Annotated in this window: 15 protein-coding genes; 12 read left to right on the forward strand and 3 right to left on the reverse strand. The window is 69.9% G+C overall.

All coding sequences use genetic code 11. The features are described 5' to 3' along the window. The first annotated feature begins 3 nt into the window (after window positions 1-3). Window positions 4-2691 carry a bifunctional acetate--CoA ligase family protein/GNAT family N-acetyltransferase gene (locus AC1D29_RS04035; protein ID WP_477894609.1) on the forward strand — a complete coding sequence of 896 codons (2688 nt, stop codon included), beginning with the start codon at window positions 4-6 and terminating at the stop codon, window positions 2689-2691. A gap of 54 nt (window positions 2692-2745) precedes the next feature. Next, a complete protein-coding gene (locus tag AC1D29_RS04040; protein WP_477894610.1) occupies window positions 2746-2946 on the forward strand; it encodes a hypothetical protein in 201 nt (66 codons plus the stop codon). On the opposite strand, the gene AC1D29_RS04045 is transcribed toward AC1D29_RS04040, so the two are convergent. The 3 genes from AC1D29_RS04045 to AC1D29_RS04055 all read right to left on the reverse strand — a co-directional run bounded on the left by AC1D29_RS04045 (window position 2930) and on the right by AC1D29_RS04055 (window position 4653). Beyond that, window positions 2930-3145 carry a glycosyltransferase gene (locus tag AC1D29_RS04045; protein ID WP_477894611.1) on the reverse strand — a complete coding sequence of 72 codons (216 nt, stop codon included), beginning with the start codon at window positions 3143-3145 and terminating at the stop codon, window positions 2930-2932. The genes AC1D29_RS04040 and AC1D29_RS04045 overlap by 17 nt on opposite strands. Continuing rightward, on the reverse strand, window positions 3142-4260 hold the full coding sequence (locus tag AC1D29_RS04050) for a hypothetical protein (RefSeq protein WP_477894612.1): 1119 nt from the start codon (window positions 4258-4260) through the stop codon (window positions 3142-3144). The genes AC1D29_RS04045 and AC1D29_RS04050 overlap by 4 nt, the downstream gene beginning before the upstream one ends. A gap of 63 nt (window positions 4261-4323) precedes the next feature. Then, window positions 4324-4653: a toxin-activating lysine-acyltransferase gene (locus AC1D29_RS04055; RefSeq protein ID WP_477894613.1), complete on the reverse strand. Its 330-nt coding sequence runs from the start codon at window positions 4651-4653 to the stop codon at window positions 4324-4326. Window positions 4654-4851: 198 nt separating this feature from the next. Here AC1D29_RS04055 and AC1D29_RS04060 point away from each other — a divergent pair, with 198 nt between their 5' ends. From AC1D29_RS04060 to AC1D29_RS04105, 10 genes are all read left to right on the forward strand, one after another. Then, on the forward strand, window positions 4852-5763 hold the full coding sequence (locus AC1D29_RS04060) for a DUF6929 family protein (protein ID WP_477894614.1): 912 nt from the start codon (window positions 4852-4854) through the stop codon (window positions 5761-5763). Window positions 5764-5794: 31 nt separating this feature from the next. Then, window positions 5795-7045 carry a M28 family peptidase gene (locus AC1D29_RS04065; RefSeq protein ID WP_477894615.1) on the forward strand — a complete coding sequence of 417 codons (1251 nt, stop codon included), beginning with the start codon at window positions 5795-5797 and terminating at the stop codon, window positions 7043-7045. A 302-nt stretch (window positions 7046-7347) separates the two neighbouring features. After that, window positions 7348-9177 (forward strand): thiamine pyrophosphate-binding protein, encoded by a 1830-nt coding sequence (locus AC1D29_RS04070; protein WP_477894616.1) that lies wholly within the window; start codon window positions 7348-7350, stop codon window positions 9175-9177. After that, window positions 9174-9968 (forward strand): citrate synthase family protein, encoded by a 795-nt coding sequence (locus AC1D29_RS04075; protein WP_477894617.1) that lies wholly within the window; start codon window positions 9174-9176, stop codon window positions 9966-9968. The genes AC1D29_RS04070 and AC1D29_RS04075 overlap by 4 nt, the downstream gene beginning before the upstream one ends. Next, the gene (locus AC1D29_RS04080) at window positions 9965-10789 is read left to right on the forward strand and encodes a citrate synthase family protein (RefSeq protein ID WP_477894618.1); all 825 of its coding nucleotides are present in this window, start codon (window positions 9965-9967) and stop codon (window positions 10787-10789) included. Before AC1D29_RS04075 ends, AC1D29_RS04080 begins: the two co-directional genes overlap by 4 nt. A gap of 33 nt (window positions 10790-10822) precedes the next feature. Next, window positions 10823-12907, forward strand: coding sequence for a TonB-dependent receptor plug domain-containing protein (locus AC1D29_RS04085; RefSeq protein WP_477894619.1), 2085 nt, complete (start codon window positions 10823-10825; stop codon window positions 12905-12907). An 83-nt stretch (window positions 12908-12990) separates the two neighbouring features. Beyond that, window positions 12991-13959: an ABC transporter substrate binding protein gene (locus AC1D29_RS04090; RefSeq protein WP_477894620.1), complete on the forward strand. Its 969-nt coding sequence runs from the start codon at window positions 12991-12993 to the stop codon at window positions 13957-13959. A gap of 66 nt (window positions 13960-14025) precedes the next feature. After that, a complete protein-coding gene (locus AC1D29_RS04095) occupies window positions 14026-15645 on the forward strand; it encodes an ATP-binding protein (RefSeq protein WP_477894621.1) in 1620 nt (539 codons plus the stop codon). Window positions 15646-15795: 150 nt separating this feature from the next. Beyond that, entirely contained in the window at window positions 15796-16083 is a 288-nt protein-coding gene (locus AC1D29_RS04100) for a hypothetical protein (protein WP_477894622.1), read from the forward strand. A 79-nt stretch (window positions 16084-16162) separates the two neighbouring features. Then, window positions 16163-16525 carry a hypothetical protein gene (locus AC1D29_RS04105; protein ID WP_477894623.1) on the forward strand — a complete coding sequence of 121 codons (363 nt, stop codon included), beginning with the start codon at window positions 16163-16165 and terminating at the stop codon, window positions 16523-16525. The last annotated feature ends 8 nt before the right edge of the window (window positions 16526-16533 follow it).

Here is a 16533-nt window from a genome sequence, read left to right on the forward strand (position 1 = left end):
CCCATGAGCATCCGCCACCTCGACCAGCTTCTCTCACCGCGCTCGGTCGTGGTGGTCGGCGCCTCCAACCGTCCCGGCAGCGTCGGCGCGACCGTCTGGCGCAACCTGCGCGCCGGCTCGTTCGCGGGCCGCGTGTTCGGCGTCAACCCCAAACACGCCGAGCTTGACGGCGTGGCGCTGGCGGCCCGCGTCGGCGACCTCACCGAGGCGCCCGACCTGGCCGTGCTGTGCACGCCGCCCGATACGGTGCCCGGCCTCATCGCCGAGCTGGGTCAGCTCGGCACGCGCGCCGCCATCGTCATGACCGCCGGCCTCAGCGCTGCTCAGAAGCAGGCCGCACTCGACGCTGCCCGACCCCACCTGCTGCGCCTGCTCGGCCCCAACTGCCTGGGCCTGCTGTCGCCGCGCATCGGCCTGAACGCCAGCTTTGCCCACGTCGATGCCTTGCCCGGCGACATCGCCTTCGTGTCGCAGTCGGGCGCGCTGGTCACGGCGGTGCTCGACTGGGCGCGCTCGCGCCGCATCGGCTTCTCCCACATGGTGTCGCTGGGCGAGCGGGCCGACGTGGACTTCGGCGACCTGCTGGACCATTTCGCCAGCGACCCGCACACCCGCGCCATCCTGCTCTACATGGAGTCCATCGAGTCGCCGCGCAAGTTCATGTCGGCGGCGCGCGCGGCGGCGCGCAACAAGCCGGTCATCGTCGTGAAGGCCGGGCGCGCCGGCAATGGCTTGCAGGCTGCGGCCTCGCACACCGGTGCGCTCGCCGGGTCGGACGTGGTCATCGACGCGGCCATTCGCCGCGCCGGCATATTGCGCGTCGACACGCTGCAAGACCTGTTCATGGCGGCCGAGACGCTGGCGCACTTTCGCGGCAGTCCGCGGCGCGGCCTGACGCTGATGACCAACGGCGGCGGCGCGGGCGTCATGGCGGCCGATGCAGCGGCGCTGGCCGGCGTGGAGCTGCCGCCGCTGAGCGAGGCGCTGCGCGGCAAGCTGGACGCGGTGCTGCCGCCCACCTGGTCTCGCGGCAACCCCGTCGACATCATTGGCGACGCCCCCGTCGAGCGCTACACCGCGACGCTGCGCGCGCTGCTAGCCGACCCCGACACCGGCACGGTGCTGTTCATGCATGCGCCGACGGCCATCGTGCGCAGCGAGGACATCGCGCGGGCCTGCGCCCCGTTGGCCCGCGAGGCGGCGGGCCGGCTGGTGAGTAGCTGGCTGGGCGACGCCGGCGTGGCCGAGGCGCGGCGCATCTTCGAGGGCGCGGGCGTGGCCACCTACGACACACCCGAGGAAGCCGTGCGCGCTTTCTCCATGCTGGCCCGCTACGCCAGCAACCAGGCGCTGCTCACCGAGGCGCCCACTGCCAGCGAGGCCGGGCCGGCCGACCGGGCGGCGGCTCGCGCCGTCGTCGAGGCCGCGCTGGCTGACGGCCGCGACATGCTCGACGAGCTGGAGGCCAAGACGGTGCTGCAGGCCTATGGCATCCCGGTCGTGCCGACGGTCGCGGTCGGCCCCTCGGCCGACGAAGCGGTCACCGCCGCAGGCGCCATCGGCTACCCCGTCGCGCTGAAGATCCTGTCGCCCGACATCAGCCACAAGTCGGATGTGGGCGGCGTCGTGCTGGGCCTGACCGACGACGCGGCCGTGCGGCTGGCCGCCCGGCAGATGCTGGCACGCGTCCGCTCGGTCAAACCGTCAGCACGCATCACGGGCTTCACGGTGCAGGCCATGGTGAGCCGGCCGCATGCGCAGGAGCTGATCGTCGGCGCCAGCGTGGACGCGGTGTTCGGCCCGATCATCCTGTTCGGCCAGGGCGGCACGGCGGTGGAGGTGATGGCCGACCGCGCCATCGGCCTGCCGCCGCTGAACCGCGTGCTGGCGCGCGAGCTGGTGGCCGGTACGCGCATCGCCCGGCTGCTCGCCGGCTACCGCGACCATGCACCCGCGCGTATGGACGCCATCTGCGACGTGCTGGTGACCGTCTCGCAGATGCTGGCCGACCTGCCGGAGCTGGCCGAGCTGGACATCAACCCGCTGCTGGCCGACGGCGACGGCGTCATCGCGCTGGACGCCCGCCTGCGTGTCACCCCGGCGGCCAGTGCCGGCACGTCGCGCTTTGCCATCCAGCCTTATCCGGCTGAACTCGCCGAGACCTGGGCCTGGCAGGGCCGGCAGCTGCTGGTGCGGCCGATCCGGCCCGAGGACGAGGCGCGGCACCTCGCCTTCGCCGCGCAGCTAGCGCCCGAGGACATCCGCTTGCGCTTTTTCAGCATGCGCCGCGAGCTGCCGCGCAGCGAGCTGGCCCGGCTGGTGCAGATCGACTACGACCGCGAGATGGCCTTCGTCGTGCTGGAAGCGCAGCCCGATGGCGCGCAGCGCACGCTGGGCGTGGTGCGCGCCGTGGCCGACCCCGACAACATCGAGGCCGAGTTCGCCATCATCCTTGCGGCCGAGGTGCAAGGGCAGGGCCTGGGCCAGCGCCTGCTGGACAAGATGGTGGCCTACCTGCGCGGCCACGGCACACAGCGCCTGGTCGCCGTGGTGCTGCGCGAGAACACGGCCATGCGCGAGCTGGCAACGCAAGGCGGCTTCACGCTGGACGAAGCAGGCTCAGATCGCGACGTCTATCGCTATGTGCTGAAGCTGACGGGACGCGCAGCGCCCGCCACGCCGGCCGGGTGAGCGCGCCTTTTAGACGCGCCTCTGCGATGAGGCGTGGTCTGGACGGGCCTGGCGATGGCGATCGCCACGCTGGCGACGATTCATCTCGACCTGCCCGGCGGCCTGATTGAAGGGGAAGGCGACCTCGCAACCGCGCGCACGGCGGACTTCACGGTGCTGGTGCTGGTGCTGGCGCAGCTGTTCATCAACTGCGTCAACGCGCGATCGAAGACGGCCAGCGCTTCTCGCAACTTGTTCGTCAGCCGCTGGCTGTAGAGCGCGGTGGCGCTGTCGGCGTTGCTGCAGGTGGCGTTGGTTCCACGTCTGCGGTGCGGCCATCCTGCCGGTCGCCGTCATCAAGGACGATCACTTCCTGCGGTGGTGTGGTCTGCCCGGCCACGCTGCCCAGCGCCCTGGCCAGCAGCGCGGGCCGGTTGCATGTCGAGATGAGCAGCGTGATTTGCGGGCTGGTCATTGGGCGGCCTTGCTAGCGGCAGGCCGGTGCAGTTTGACGGGTTGAAGGCGGCCGTCCACAACCCCCATGCCCACCGCTGTGCCGCTGGGGTCCACGCTGGTCACGAACCTCAAGCTGTCGGCAACGTTTCCTGGCAGCTTGACGTCGCTGTTGCTGCGTCGGTCGCGCGCGTAGATCCGGCTGACGGATTTGTCGGGATCGGTAACGAAGCCATAGAGGGTGTCGGCGTCGCCTGCGTTGAGAGTCATCATCGACGGCGAAGGCACTTCCAGTGTGATTTGTGCTCCCGCGTCCCAGCTGGCGGCCAGCGACGTCGCGCCGCGATAGATTTGACCGACGAACTGTCCGGGGGCGATGCGCGCAAGGGCTACGCCGCGCGAATTAGACAGCAGCGTCGGCATCGAGACATCGCAGCGTGCGTCAATGCGCCAGTAAGCTGGATGAAAACCGTCGGACATGCCCACAGCACCGACGATGTAGCCATCATCCGTGATGGCATGCGCCGCGGTCACGCCGCTGTTGATGCTCGGATCTGTTGCGGCGACCAGGCTCGGCAGCAATTTGGGCGTGGAGTCGTGTGAACACCACACCATGGCGACTGACCGGGACATGGTGTGGTTCACCGCCGGGATCTGGCCAATGCCGATGATTCGGCTGGACGAATCGATGCCGACCGCCTGCGTCTGCTCGACATGGGCGAGCGTCGCCAACCGTTTCGCGGCTGCACCGCCCGGCCAGACGACCGGTAAGAACAGCGGTTGGAAGGTTGCGGCGTCATACGCGTATCCGACAGCCGTGCCATCGTTGGCCACGGCCATCGCGACGCCTTCGGCGAAGCCGTTGATCGACGGCATCGGAATTGCGTCACCCTGCTTGAGTGCGAACGCCGTCGAGCACTGCCGGGGGCGGTGGCATGGGGCGGTCCGGCTCAGCAGGTCTTCGCCATTGGCAACAACATGGGTCCCGTCGACGCTCATCGCGACGACGCTCGCCCATTTGACAGAGTTTCCACATTGCGTGCACAACGGTTCGAGTGAGACCGCGTCGGCGAAGCTTGGCGTCCATGAACCGGTCAGAACTCCGAATAGAGCCGCGAGCCGAAGTGGGTAGTACATAGCATTCTTTCCTTAGTGAAGATCCGGGGTCCATGATGATCAGCTGCACATCGCCGTAAGGGGCTACGGAATCACGATGCGTCGCAGGCTGCCTTCGTTCCACTCGCGCCAATGAAGTAGGTAACTCGGGTCGCGCTGGCAGGTCGACAAGACGGCATCGGTGAGAAGGGCCCAGGCCACGAAGCCGACTGGGGCATCGTCATCGTTGAAATACACGATGAACTGGCGCACGGTGATGGCCGGTTGGAGGAGGGCGACGAGTCGCTGCGTGAACCCGTCTTCATGCGAGCGCGTGACCGAGCACAGCGCTGCGGCATGGCCGATGTCCAGGAACTGGACCTCGGTCGATTCGCGTGCCCAAGGAACGACACACGATCCGTTGCCGTCGGTCATCAGAGCTTCGCTTTCAGGCTCACGTAGTACTGGGCTCCTTGCAATAGACGGCGCGCGGCTCGCTTTCATTGGCACCGTAGTATCGAAGGATCGGGTTGTTTAGCAGCCGCCTCACCTTGCTTCACCTCCCCAGCCTAGCGCCGCGCCCGCGCTCCCAGCGCCGCTAGCATCCGCCGCACACATGCCGTGAGCTTTGCCATGCTGGAAGTCCAAGTCGCCCGAACCCTGTCCGTCGGAACAGATGCCGCGCTGGGCCACGTCAGCGCCGCCAGCGGCTTGGTTCAGGTGGGGCGGCGGCTGTTTGTCGTGGCCGATGACGAGCACACGCTGGCCGTGTTTGACCTCGCGGGCGAGCACCCCGGCCAGCTGCATCGGCTCTTCGACGGCGAACTGCCCCACAAGCCCAAGGCCCGCAAGGCCGCCAAGCCGGATCTGGAGGCCCTGGCCCACCTGCCGCCCTGGCCGGGCTGCCCCCAGGGCGCGCTGCTGGCCATGGGTTCCGGGTCGCGGCCGCAGCGCCAGCGTGCGGTGCTGCTGGCGTTCGATGACGAGGCAGGTGAGCTGCACGGCTCTCCCCGCGACATCGACCTCTCGCCCTTGTACGAGCCGCTGCACGCCCGGCACGAGCAGCTGAACATCGAAGGCGCCTTTGTCGCGGACGGCCATTTCTGCCTGCTGCAGCGGGGCAACCAGGCCACCCCGGTCAATGTGCTGATCAGTTACGACTGGCAGGCGATCCACGCCTGGCTGGACGGCGCGGGGCCGGCGCCCGAACCGGTGTCGGGCAGTCAGTACGAACTGGGCGACATCGACGGCGTGCCGCTGTGCTTCACCGATGGCGCGGCGCTGCCGCACGGGGGCTGGGTGTTCTGCGCGGCGGCGGAGGCCACGGATGACAGCTATCTGGATGGCCCCTGCCGAGGGTCGGCCGTGGGTGTCGTGGCCGCGGACGGGCGCCTGCTTGGCGTGTGGCCACTGTCCTTGCGCTGCAAGGCCGAGGGCATCGCCGTCATCGTGGAGAACGGCACGCTGCAGCTGCTGCTGGTGACCGACCCGGATGACCGCGACGAGTCGGCCCTGTTGCTCTCGGCGACGCTGGTCATTGACTAGGATCGCGGCACCCGACTCCACCCTTCCCATCATGGCTTCCAAGAACGCTTTCGTCGCCGCCGCGCTGGCCGCTACCTGCCTGACTGCCTTTGCCCAGCTTGCGCCCGTCGATGCGGCCGACCCGGTCGCCCCGCTCGTCAACCAGTTGGAGCTGGGCAAGTACAAGGCCACCATCAAAGGCCTGACGCAGTTTGGCGACCGGCGCCAGGGCACGGCGCGCAACCGGGCGGCGCTGGACTGGATCGAGGCGCAGCTGAAGAGCTACGGCTGCACGAACACCGAGCGGCTGCGCTACGACTTCACCGAGCCGGCCAAGCGCGGGCCGGTGCAGCTGCAGCCAGTGCGGGCCGGCGGCCCGGCCGCGCAAGGCGGTGGCACGCTGTTCGGCAAGCGCGCCCCCATCGGTGTGAACACCGACCCCATGGCCCAGCCCGACGAGAAGCTGCGCGCGCTGAACACCGAGCAGACACCGGTGGGCACGTCGCCGCGCGAGAGCGTCTATTGCACGAAGGTGGGCGCCACCCGGCCGGACGAGATGTACATCGTGTCGGCCCACATGGACGGCATCGGCTTTGGCGAGGCGGCCAACGACGACGGCTCGGGCACCGCGCTGGTGATGGAGCTGGCGCGCATCTTCAGCGCGCCGGGTGTGACGACCGAGCGCTCCATCCGCTTCATCCTCTGGAACAACGAGGAGACCGGCCTGAACGGTGCCTACGCCTATGTGGCCCAGCGCCAGGCGCTGCAGGGCATCGAGTCGCCCAAGGGCTCGGGGAAGTATCCGGAGCCGACCTGGTTGGGCGTCATCCAGCACGACATGCTGCTGTTCGACCACGGCATGCCCATCCCCAAGCTGGACGCCGCCGGCAAGCCGGTGCTCGACGCGCGCGGCCAGCCGGTCTACACAGCGCCCAGGGAGCAGCGCGCCGAGGCCGACGTGAACATCGAGTTCCAGGTCAACGCCAAGCAGGCGGACGGCGCGGCCAAGCTGGCCTGGACGATGCGCGCCGCCAACGAGAAGTACGCGACCGACTACCCCGCGGCGGTCGGCAACCGCATGACCAACACCGACTCGACGCCGTTCATGGACGTCGTGCCGGCCATCTCGGTGCGCGAGAACGAGCGCGGCATGCAGATCGGCGCGGGCTGGAACCCGCATTGGCACCAGCCGACGGACCTGTACGCGACCTACTCGGACAAGGATTTCCTGCTCGGCCTGAACGCGGCGCAGACAACACTGGCAGCTGTCGCGCAGCTGACGGGAGCGCGGATCAAGCCCTGACCCTCCCCTGAGCGTTTGCCCGCATTCGCGGGGATGCGGAGTTGTTGCAAATGGATACAGTTGCGGCCATTGCGTGGTTGCGAAAACGTATTCATGCGCAGGTAGAGATGTAGCGGGGCCCTGGGAGGGGCCCGAAGCGCACGCAGGGGGAGCTAGGCCGTCGGAACACAACGTCCACGGCCGTTCGGGAGTCCACCGTGGTGGGCTCATTCAGTTCCCGATGTCGTGCGGACAGCAGATGCAAGGCGCTCCAGCAGCGCAATGCCCATGCCTTCGCTCGGCGTCCTATTGCCTGCTGCACCGTGGAATCCAATACTGTTCTTGCCCTGGCACCCGAACCGACGTGCGAACCCGCAGCGCGTGATGCGGCCGACCTGCTGGTCGATGCGCTGGCGGCGCTGGGCGTCGAATACGTGTTCGGCGTGCCCGGCGGCGCCATCGAGCCGCTGTACAACGCCCTGGCCCGCAGTGGCCGGCGTGGCGGTCCGCAGGCCGTCGTGGCCCGCAACGAGCAGGGCGCCGCCTACATGGCCGACGGCTATGCCCGCGAGACCGGCAAGCTGGGCGTGTGCATCGCCACGTCCGGCCCCGGCGCCACCAACCTGATCACCGGCGTGGCCTGCGCCTACGACAACAACGTGCCGATGTTGGTCATCACCGGCCAGCCACCGATCAAGAACTTCGGCAAGGGCGCGCTGCAGGAGTCCAGCTGCACCGGCATCAACACGATGGCGATGTTCCGCCCCTGCACGCGCTACAACTCGCTGGTCTCGCACGCCGAGCAACTGCCCACCAAGCTGTTCAACGCGCTGATGCAGGCGCAGCGCGCACCCAGCGGCCCCAGCCACCTGTCCATCCCGGTGGATATCCTGCGCGAGCCGCTGCCGGCCGACATGGAGACGCCCGACTTTGCCGGCCTGCTGCGCCGTGCGCCTGCCCTCGTCGACCTGCCTGCCGTGCGTCAGCTGGCACGGCTGCTGTTCTCGGCCAGGCAACCCGTCTGGCTGATCGGCGACGGCTGCGGCGAGGCCGCCAACGACTTGATGCAGCTGGTGCAGCGCACCGACGGCACCTTCATCACCACGCCCGACGGCAAGGGCTTCATCAACCCCCGTCATCCGCGGTATCAAGGGGTGTTCGGCTTCGGCGGCCACGCCAGCGCGGCCGAACTGCTGTCCAGCGAACCCGACCTGGTCATCGCGCTGGGCACGGGCTTTGGCGAGTTCAACAGTGGTGGCTGGTCCACCGCGCTGCTGAACAGCCGCCTCGTGCACGTGGACGACAGTGACGAGAACCTGATGCGCTCGCCGATGGCGCGGCTGCACGTGCGCGGCCACATCCGCTCGGTGTGCGAGCAGCTGCTGACGCTGCTGGCCCCATCCAATGGCGGCCAGGACGCAGCTGTGCTGCCCTTCATGCATCCGCAGGTGGCGCGCCAGGCCTACGAGGCCATGGTCGACAGCCCGCAGGCTCTGCACAGCGACAGCGCGCCGGTGAAGCCGCAGCGGCTGCTGGCCACCTTGGGCGAGCGCTGCCCGCCGCAGACGCGCTTCGTTGCCGACGCCGGCAACAGCGCCGCATGGGCGGTGCACTACCTGGCGCCCCACGACAAGCGCAGCCGCATGCCCGGTGGCGCCTACCTGCCGTCCGGCAAGGAGAGGCGCCTGCGCAGCTCCAGCTGGCTGCGCGTGACGATGGACTTCGCGCCCATGGGCTGGGCCATCGGCTCGGCCGTGGGCATCGCGCTGGCCAACCGCCGCTGCCCCGTCGTCTGCCTGACGGGCGATGGCAGCTATCTGATGAACGGCCAGGAGATCACGGTGGCCGCCGAGCTGGGCTTGTCGGTGCTGTACGTCGTGCTCAACGACGGGGCGCTGGGCATGGTCAAGCACGGCCAGCGCCTGGCCGGTGCCGAGCCCATCGGCTTTCAGCTGCCCAAGGTGGACTTCGCCGCGATGGCCGCGGCCATGGGCATCCCCGGGTATGTGATCCGCTCCCCGCACGACCTGGACGCGCTGGACTTCGGCGCGCTGCTGTCGCGCCGGGGCCCGACGCTGCTGGACGTGCGCATCGACGGCGAGGAGGTGCCGCCCATGAATGTGCGCATGAAGACGCTGGGCACGGCGCGATGAACCAGCTGCAGACGCGCATCTGGCACGAGGAGCCCGAGCCCGACAACGCCTTCGCGACGCGTGCCGCCCATTGCCACGGCTACGACGTCTACGGCGACATGCTGGGCCAGGTGCGTTGGACCGAGATGCTCTTCCTGATGTTCTGCGGCGAAGCGCCGTGGCCCGAGCAGACCGAGCTGCTGGAGCTGCTGGCCGTGGCGCTGGCCAACGCCGGCCCGCGTGACGCGGCCGTGCAGGCGGCGATGGCCAGCAGCACGGGCGGCGCGCCCGCGGCGGCGGCGCTGATGGCGGCGCTGTCCGTGGGGGCTGGCCGCTACGGTGGCGCACGCGACGTGTTCGACGCGATGGCCGGCTGGGCTGCCTGCGGCACCGACCTGGCTGCCTGGCAGGTGCGGCTCGCCGACGGCGGCTCGCAGCGCCTGGACATCTGGCCATCGAGCGAACGCGCGGCAGGCTTCGACCCGCACGGCCGGCGCCCGGCCGGCATCGTGCTGCAAACGCTGGCGCGGCTGTCCGCCAACCCGCAGGCGCAGCGCCTGCGCTGGCTGGCCGAACATCGCGCGGCGCTGGAAGCCGCCGCTGGACTGCCGCTGGCCATGACCAGCGTCGCCGCGGCGGCGCTGGCCGACCTGGGTTTCAGCCCAGAGCAGGGCGAGATGCTCTACCTGCTGCTGCGCCTGCCTGGTGCCGCCGTCCATGCGCTGGAGCAGCGGGCGCTGGGCTACAAGCGCTTCCCGTTCCCGCCCGTGCAATTGCAGGACGACCCGGCGGACCAGGCGGTGGCCGCATGACCGGGCCCGATCTGCTGAGCCAGCACGCCGACGTGCTGCACACCCGGGTGGGCGCCTGCTGGCCGGGCACGCGGGCGGTGTTCCGCGGGCAAGACCTGCACCGCGACCTGCAAGGCATGGGCTGGATGGGCCTGTATGTCTTCGGCATCACGGGGCGGCGCTTCGCGGCCAACGAGTTGCGCGTGCTGGAAGGCATCTGGACGCTGACCAGCTACCCCGACACGCGGCTGTGGAACAACCGCGTCGCGGCGCTGGCGGCCAACGCACGCAGCGCCTCGGTGCTGGGCTTGTCGGCCGCCATCGCGTCGACCGAAGCCGGCGTGTTTGGCGGCGGGCCGGGCCTGCAGGCCATCGACTTCTTCCTGCGTGCCGGGGAGCAGCTGCGCGAGGGTGCGCCGGCCGAGGCCATCGTCGCCGCCGAGCTGCTGGCGAACCGGCGCATCCTGGGTTTCGGCCGACCCATCCATGCGACCGACGAGCGCCTGCCGCCGCTGATGCGCCTGGTCGAGCGCGAGGGCCTGGATCAAGGCCGGCACTACCGCCTGGCCTTCGACGTGGAGCAGGCGCTGCTGCGCCGCAAGCCCTTCCTGAAACTGAACTTCGCCGGCCTCACGGCCGCGCTGGCGGCCGACCTCGGGTTCACGGCCAGGCAGTACCAGCTCTACAACATCCTGAAGACGCTGGCCGGCATGCCGCCCTGCATCGTCGAGGCTGCGGAAAAACCCGAGGGCACCCTGATGCCCATGCCTTGCGTGAATGTGGTTTATGAGGGGCATGCACCCCGCAGTTGGTCCGAAAGGGGCGCGGTGCGCGTCTCATAATCGCGGCCCCGAAACCCCTTCAGCAGGTGCGGCATGCCACGTGGTTCTGCAGGTCTTGTGGGTCTGGTCGCCGCGTTCGCGATCGGGCCGGGCCTGGCGACGGCGCAGACCGATGAAGACGAGTTGGCGCTGGCCTATGGCGACCAGCGTTCGGTGAGCATTGCCGCCGGCAGTCGCCAACCTCTGCGCCAGGCACCGGCAGTGGCCAGCGTCATCACGGCCGAGGCCATCCAGGCCATGGGCGCCGTGGACCTGGACGAGGTGCTGGAGTCGGTGGCGGGCCTGCACGTGGGGCGCGCGGCCAACCAGTACATGCCGCTGTACATCTTCCGCGGCATCTACAGCCAGTTCACGGCCCAGGTGCTGCTGCTGCAGAACGGCGTGCCGATGACGACCTCCTTCGTCGGCAACAAGGGCAACGTCTGGGCCGGGTATCCGGTCGAGCACATCGCGCGCATCGAGGTCATCCGCGGCCCCGGCTCGGCGCTGTACGGCGCCGATGCCTATGCCGGCGTCATCAACATCATCACCAAGTCGGCCGCCGACACGCCAGGCACCCGCGTTGGCCTGAGGGGCGGTTCCTTTGGCAGCCGCGACGCCTGGGTCATGCACGGTGGCAAGCTCGGCGGCCTGGACGTCTCGGCCTATCTGCGCGTGGGCAGCACCGATGGCGCGCGCGACATCGTCGAGAAAGACGCGGCCCAGGCGGCGGTGACCCGCGCACCGGGGCCGTTGAACCTCGGCCATGACGCGGTGGACGGCAACCTGGAAGTCAGCCAGGGCGCCTGGCGCGCCCACGTGGGCTACAAGCTGCGCAGCAACGTCGGCACCGGTGCGGGCGTGGCCTCGGCGCTGGACGCGACCGGCAAGAGCCGCAGCGAACGCACGCATGCCGACCTGTCCTGGACCGAGCCCAAGCTCACGCCGGACTGGGGCGCCGGCCTGCAGGCCAGCGTGCTGCACTATGCCGAGACCGCCAGCACCAACTACGTGCTGCTGCCCGCGGGCACGGCACTGGGGCCGGGCAATGTCTTCACCGACGGCCTGATCGGCGGGCCGAACAAATGGGAGCGGCAGCTGCGGCTGTCGGGCTTTGCCACCTATTCGGGCTTCAGCGGCCACGCGCTGCGGCTGGGTCTGGGCTATGACGACCTGGACCTGTACAAGACCACCGAGTACAAGAACTTCAACCCCAACTACAGCCGCATCGGCACCGGCTCGTTCGCCGACGTGACCGACTTCTCCAACACGGCGTTGAAGTTCATGCTGCCGCAGCGGCGCCGGGTGGACTATGTCTACGCCCAGGACGAGTGGCGCTTCCATCCGGACTGGATCCTGACCGCCGGCGTGCGCCGCGACCACTACTCCGACTTCGGCTCGACGACCAACCCGCGCCTGGCCCTGGTGTGGAGCGCGGCCTACGACCTGACCGCCAAGCTGCTGTACGGCCAGGCTTTCCGGGCGCCGTCCTTCAACGAGCAGTACAGCATCAACAACCCGGTGCTGGGCGGCAACCCCGCCATCAAGCCGGAGAAGATCCGCACCACCGAGGCCGCGCTGGCCTGGACGCCGGCCGACAGCCTGCAGCTGAACCTGAGCCTGTTCCGCTATGCGATGCGCGACATCATCCGCGGCGCGCCCAACCCCGCGGCCCCGCCCGCCAACCTGATCCAGAACCGCGGCGGCCAGGACGGCCACGGCGCCGAGCTCGAGGTCATCTGGGACGCCTCGCGCAACCTGCGCGTGTCGGGCAACTACGCCTTCCAGCGCTCCGTGGACGAGGCCACGCGGCTGGATGCCGGCTATGCGCCCCACCATCGCGGCTACCTGCAGGCTGACTGGGCCATCGTGCGCGGTGCCACGCTCAGCGGCCAGGTCAACCATGTCGCCGGGCGACGCCGACCCAGCGGCGATGCACGCCCGGCGATCAAGGACTACACGACGCTGGACCTGTCGGCGCGGTTCAAGCTGGGTGGCTCGGACTGGGAACTCTCGCTGATGCTGCGCAACCTGTTCAACGCCGATGCGCGCGAGCCCAGCCTGGCCAATGGCGGCATCGTCAACGACCTGCCGGTGGCGCCACGCGCCGGCTATGTGCAGGCCATGTACCGCTTTTGAACCTCTGCCGAGCCAGGAACGCATCCGTCCCCTTTGCATAATGCCGCCCACCCGACCTGGCTTCGCTACGCAGTCCCCTCCACTTGATTGAACCCGCCGCCCAAGCCACGCGCCGCGCCTTGTTGCGACAGGCGCTAGGCGGTGCCTTTGCGCTGTCCGCCGGCGCAAGCGCAGCGGCCGATCTCGGGCGCTCGCTGGCCGTGGTCTACCCGGAGCTGGGCGAACCCTTCCGGCAGGTGTTCACGACCATCATCGAAGGTATCGAGGACAGGCTGGGCGGGCCGGTGGCCAGCTTCGCCGTCCCCAGCAACGCCGTGCCGGCGCAGGTGGCCGAGGACATCCGCAAGCGCGACGTGCAGGCGCTGATCGGCCTCGGCCGCGGCGGCATGCGCATCGCCGCCGCCCTTGCCGGCGAGTTGCCCGTGATGGTGGGCTGTGTGGTGTCGGTGCAGGAGTCCGAGGCCAAAGCCTTCCCCATCCACACGCTGGCCCCCGACCCCGCACTGCTGCTCGCGCGGCTGAAGCGCCTGCGGCCCGCGACGCGCCGTGTGCACCTGGTCTACGACCCCAAGTTGAACGCCTGGCTGGTGCGGCTGGCGCGCGACGCTGCGCGCGCCGAGGGGCTGGAACTGCTGGCCCAGGAGGCGGCCGACCAGGCCGAGGCCTTGCGCGCCTACTCGCAGCTGCTGGCGTCCGCCGACCCGGCCCGCGACGCGCTGTGGCTGCCCCAGGACCCGACGACGGTGGACGACAACACCGTGCTCGCTCTCGTGCTGAGGGAAGGCTGGAACCGCAACATCACCGTGTTCTCCAGCCACCTGGCGCATGTGAAGCGCGGCGCGCTGTTCTCGCTTTACCCGGACAACCGCGAACTGGGGCGTACGCTGGCCGCCTCGGCACAGCGCCTGGTCGCCAGCCCCAAAGGCGTGGCGGCCGGCGTGTTGCCGTTGCGCCAGGCGCTCGCCGCCATCAACATCCGCACCGCCGCGCACCTGGGCATCGATGTGGCCGTCGCGCAGGCCGGCTTCGATCTCGTCTACCCCTCCAACTGAGGCAAGCGTTTGTCGCCATCACATCCCCTCGACAGCCAGCCGGCCAGCACCCTGCGGGATGAGGGTGTGGGCACAGCCACGGCGACGGCAGCGCAGCGGCCATGGCTGCTTCGCGTCTACGCGCGCTGGCTGCGCGAGGCCTCGTTCCGCCGTCATCTGAGCGTGGCCGTCACGCTGGGCGCGCTGTGCCTGGCGCTGCTGGTGGCCGCTGTCAACGCCTGGCAGGGCGGGCTGCAGGTCCGCGCCATGCTGATGGACCAGGGCGGGCGCGTGGCGGCCAACCTGGCGTCCAACAGCTCGCTGGCGCTGCTCTACGCGGCGGCGGACAACGCCGACGAAGCCGTCCGCGCGTCGCTGGCCTTCCCCGACGTCATGGGCATAGAGATCCGTGACGCCAACGGCCGCCTGTTGTCGGCGCTGGGGTCGGCGCGGGACGGGCTGCCTGCGGCCCGGGCACCGGTCCCACCGACCCGGGCGGCCAGCGAACCCTGGCTGGACCAGGAGACCGAGGACAGCTGGGCCTTCGCCGCGCCGGTCTGGACGCGCCCGGAGCCTTCGCCTTTCGAGGTCACGCTGCGTCCGGCCCAGCTGCTGGGCCATGTGCGCGTCATCCTGAGCAAGGCCACGCTGCATCGCACGCAGACCTCGCTGTTCATCGCGAACTTCGGCGTGGCGCTGCTGTTCGCGACGCTGTTCCTGTTCGCCGTGCGCTTCCTGGCGCTGCGCCTGACGCGGCCGCTGGCCGCCTTGTCCGACGCGATGGAGCGGGTCGAGCGTGGTGAGAGCGACGCACGCGCGCCGGCGGGCGGCCCGCGTGACATCGCCGCCATGGCCGACACCTTCAACCGCATGATCGCCTCGCTGCAGGAGCGTGAGGCCGAGCTGGGCGCCCACCGGGACCATCTGGAGGACCTGGTGCGCGAGCGCACGCTGGAGTTGAGCGATGCCAAGGAGCGCGCCGAGATCGCGAGCCGCGCGAAGAGCCAGTTCCTGGCGCGCATGAGCCACGAACTGCGCACGCCGTTGAACGCCGTCATGGGCTATGCGCAGATTCTGAAGATGGACGCCAGCCTGACGCCCAAGCAGCGCAACGGCCTGGACATCATCCACAGCAGCGGCCAGCACCTGCTGACGCTGATCGTCGACATCCTCGACCTGTCGCGCATCGAGGCCGGCAAGGCCGAGCTGCGCCTGGGCCCCGTCGAGCTGGGCGCGCGCCTGCACGCGCTGGTCGACATCGTGCGGGTCATGGCCGCGGACAAGCAGATCGAGCTCGAGCTCGATCTGCACCCGCAGCTGCCGGCCGTGGTGCTGGCCGACGAGAAACGGCTGAGCCAGATCCTGCTCAACCTGCTGGGCAATGCGGTGAAGTTCACGCACGCCGGCGGCGTGACGCTGCGCGCCCAGGCCGTGCCCTCGGCCGACGAGCTGCCAGGCCAGGTGCTGCTGCGCTTCGAGGTGCACGACACCGGCGTGGGTATCGCCGCGGACCAGGTCGAGCGGCTGTTCGAGCCTTTCGAGCAGGCGGGCAATGCCGAGCAGCGCGTGGGTGGCACGGGCCTGGGCCTGGCCATCAGCCGGCAACTGGTGCGCATGATGGGCGGCGAGATCCGCCTCGAGAGTCGTCCCGAGCAGGGCAGCCGCTTCTGGTTCGAGATCAGCGTGCCGCTGCACCCTGCCGCCTGAAAGACGGGGCGGCCGGCGTGCCCGCTGCCGGTGCACTCCTACAGGCGCACGCGCCGCTGCGCACCGCCGCTGCACGCCAGGGCCTACAAGCGTGCAGGCCCGCTCGGCGCACAGTGACTTCACGCTGTCATTGCTACCGAGGAGGTCACGATGTCCCAGCTGATGTCACAACGATCAACCACCCCGACGCCCCATGTGGACATGCCCGGCGGCACGCCGCGTGAACAAGGGCCACAGGCGGTCCACCTGCTGCATTTCGAGCCGCTGACGGCCGGCGACGCCGGACTGGACATCCCGTGCGACCCGCACGGGCGGGTCGGCCTGGATGCGCTGGGCGAGAAGCTGCGCAACGACTACTTCTTTGCCCGCACCCTCATCGGCCGCCTGTTCGCCGCCCCGACGGTGCGCGTGCGACCCGCGCTCGCCGCGCGCGTCTGACCGAAGCGGCTTTGTCCTACGCCCGCGCTGCGGCCCGCCCGACGGCGGCCGCGGCCCCAGCCTCGCAGCATTGCGCCCCATGTCCCAGAACCCACCGCCCTTCATGCCGCCGCTGCAGCCCTTGCCCGTGGCGCCCGACGATGTCGTCGATGCCGACCTCGACGTGAGCCTGCGCACGCCGCTGACCCTGGTCGTCAATGCCCGCCTGGAAGTCGAGGCGCTCGACGCCAGCGGCCCGCGCAGCCTTGACCTCGCGCTCGTCATCCCGCGCTCCAAGTGCTGCGGCGAGCGGCCGCGCCTGGCCGCGCTGCTGGACGCCGCCCGCGCCGCCGTGGCGCGCGCCACGCGCAGCGGCACGACGCCGTTGCTGTGGCTGCCGCGTCGCGTCGTGACGCTGGTCGCCGGCCGGCCGCACCTCATCCCGGTGTTCGACGCCGCCTGAGCGGCGGC

Source organism: Roseateles sp. P1_C6 (genome assembly GCF_056406315.1).